General features: G+C 52.4%; 1 protein-coding gene. It reads right to left on the bottom strand.

Features of this window, described 5'->3' with window-relative positions:
* The coding region (locus ACYSNS_RS14510; RefSeq protein WP_461723892.1) for an Ig-like domain-containing protein at nt 1-1,509 on the bottom strand (1,509 nt) is incomplete at both ends.

Here is a 1,509-nt window from a genome sequence, read left to right as displayed (position 1 = left end):
GCAAGGTCGGCGTCGTATCATCTGTCGTCCCACCACGGCCAATCTCGCCAATACTTGGCAACACATCATCCGTCAAACCTAAAATCTTGACATCATCAGCTGAAGGCGCAACCGTATCAACCGTAAAGCCGAACGCATCCGAAGTCTTCGACGCATTGCCGGCCTGATCGGCGACAACAGCAACATAGGAATAGCTGCCATCACTCAAGCCATCAAGCTGATAGCTCCAATCGCCATTCTCACCCAAAACAGCCTGGCCAACATATTCCTGATCGCCATTGGCCAGAACACGGTAAAGCTGGATATAAGAACCCGCTTCATAACCGCTTGCCTTACCCTGCAACAAAGGTGACGTGTCGTTGGTTGAAGTGCCATTCCCGAACACACCTTCCTGTGGCGCATGATTGTCATAATAAGAGTCAATCGTTACCGTCACCTGATCGGAAGGCTGGCCTGTTGTATCAATCTCAATGCCTTGATCGTTTGATTTTGAGGCATTGCCAGCACTGTCGCGCACGATGGTTTCGATGGTGTATGTGCCATCGGCAAGAGCAAATTGTGGCTGGTTGCGGTCAACCGCATAACTGCCATCCGACTGCAATGTAGCCTGCAGCCATTCACTGGATGTACCGTCAGACTTGACAATACGCATCCATACCGTGTCGCCGCTTTCAAGCGTGCCCGTCACATTGATCTTATAGACAAGCGTATTGTCGCTTGTCAGGAAGTCGGTCGGATCAGAACCACGATCTTCACTGATAGCAACAAGCGAGGCCGTTGCAGACGGTCCCTGCGTGTCAACAACAACCGTGAAGTCTGTGCCGCCACTTTCATTGCCGGCAGGATCGGTTGCAGTAATCGTCAGATCATGATCACCCTCGCCCAATGGACGAGTGGTAATTGTCCAGTTGCCATCCTTGTCGACAACCGTCTCACCAACAACCGTGCCATCCTTGTCCTTGATCTGGATCGTCGAGCCTGGCTCGCCATCCTTACCATTAAACGTTGGTGTCTGGTCATCGGTCGGCTGGCCCGAGATGATCTCGCCCTGCTTCTCGCCAACATCGTCAATGACCTTGTCAATCACCGGCGCTTTCGGCGCGGTCAGGTCAATCGTCATATCAAAGCCGGTCGAGGCATCATTGCCCGCCGCATTCTTCGCGGTGGCTGTAAACTGGTAGCTGCCTTCATCAAGCGGTGTTTGCGGCGTCAATGTCCACTCACCTGCAGCATTGGCAACAGCCGTACCAATCACCTTGCCATTCTGGTCGGTAATGGTCACTGTCGCATTCGGATTGGCTTTACCAACAAAGGTCGGTGTCCGGTCATTGGTCACACCACCACTGGTGATATTGCCCAAAACTGGATCCTGATCGTCAATCACCTTGGTGATCGTGATCTCAACCTTTGAACTGTCAATGGTGAAGTCAAGCGAGTCACTTGGATCACTCTCATTGCCAGCCGGATCCGTCACTGTCGTGGTGATCGAATGGTCACCATCTTCCAATT

The sequence above is a fragment of the Bartonella sp. LJL80 genome (assembly GCF_054871565.1).
The sequence above is the reverse complement of the archived record's forward strand: the minus strand, read 5'-3'. Positions and strand labels throughout refer to the sequence as shown.